Annotated in this window: 1 protein-coding gene; it reads right to left on the bottom strand. The window is 44.4% G+C overall.

Annotated elements, in window-relative coordinates; translation table 11 throughout:
* Window positions 1-1,272 (bottom strand): DNA gyrase subunit A (locus A3735_RS26420; protein WP_304440030.1); only part of this gene is annotated, 1,272 nt, incomplete at both ends.

Genomic DNA, 1,272 nt, shown 5'->3' on the forward strand with positions numbered 1-1,272 from the left:
CAATGGCAGAATATTCACCATTGGGCGACCACGAGAACCACGGCTGGCCTGCGGAATTTCGAACACTCTCAACCAGTAAACCTTACCTTTATTGGTAAAGCATAAAATCGTATCGTGGGAATTGGCCACGAGTAGTTTTTCGATAAAGTCTTCATCCTTCATCGACGTTGCAGACTTCCCTCGACCACCGCGACGCTGAGCCTGATAATCTTCAACAGGCTGAGTTTTTGCATAGCCTCCATGAGAAATAGTAACTACCAGGTCTTCTTCATTGATTAAATCTGCAACTGTCAAATCACGACGTGAAGAAATAATCTCACTACGGCGCTCATCTCCATACTCTTCAAGAACCGCTTCAAGCTCCTCACGAATAACCTGCATCAATTTAACCGGATCACTCAGAATCGCTAAAAACTCTCCGATTCGCTCTAGTATCTCACGATATTCGCCAATGAGTTNTTCCGTTTCCAAACCGGTCAAACGGTGCAAACGCATATTCAGAATTTCTTGAGCCTGAGTTGGCGATAAGTAATATTTACCATCACGCAAGCCATACTGTGGTTCTAAATCATCTGGGCGACAGGCATTCTCACCTGCACTAGCAAGCATCGCGGTCACATCACCAGGACTCCAAGCTTGAGCCAAGAGTTTTTCTTTCGCTTCCGCAGAACTTGGTGACTTCTTGATTAACTCAATAACCGGATCGATATTTGCCAAAGCAACCGTTAAACCTTCCAACACATGCCCACGCTCTCTCGCTTTACGGAGCAAGTAGACTGTTCTACGAGTAACGACTTCTCTTCGGTGCTTGACGAATATTTCTAGCGATTGCTTTAGATTGATCGTCTTTGGCTCACCATCAACCAAAGCAACCATATTAATACCAAATACGTTCTCAAGTTGAGTCTGGGCATAAAGGTTGTTCATGATCACTTCAGGCATTTCGCCACGTCGAAGTTCGATCACTATTCGCATACCTTCTTTATTAGACTCGTCACGAAGCTCGGTAATACCTTCGATCTTCTTGTCTTTAACAAGCTCGGCTATTTTCTCTATCAAACGGGCTTTATTAACCTGATATGGAATTTCTGTAACGACAATGCGCTCTTTTCCATTCTTATCGGTCTCGACCTCATAGCGCGCTCTTAAATAAATTTTCCCGCGGCCAGTCTGGTAAGCCTGGACTATCCCTGCACGACCATTAATAATCGCAGCGGTTGGAAAATCTGGACCTGGAATAATTTCCATCAACTCTTCACAGGTAATATCACT

It is taken from the genome of Oleiphilus sp. HI0061 (assembly GCF_001635675.1).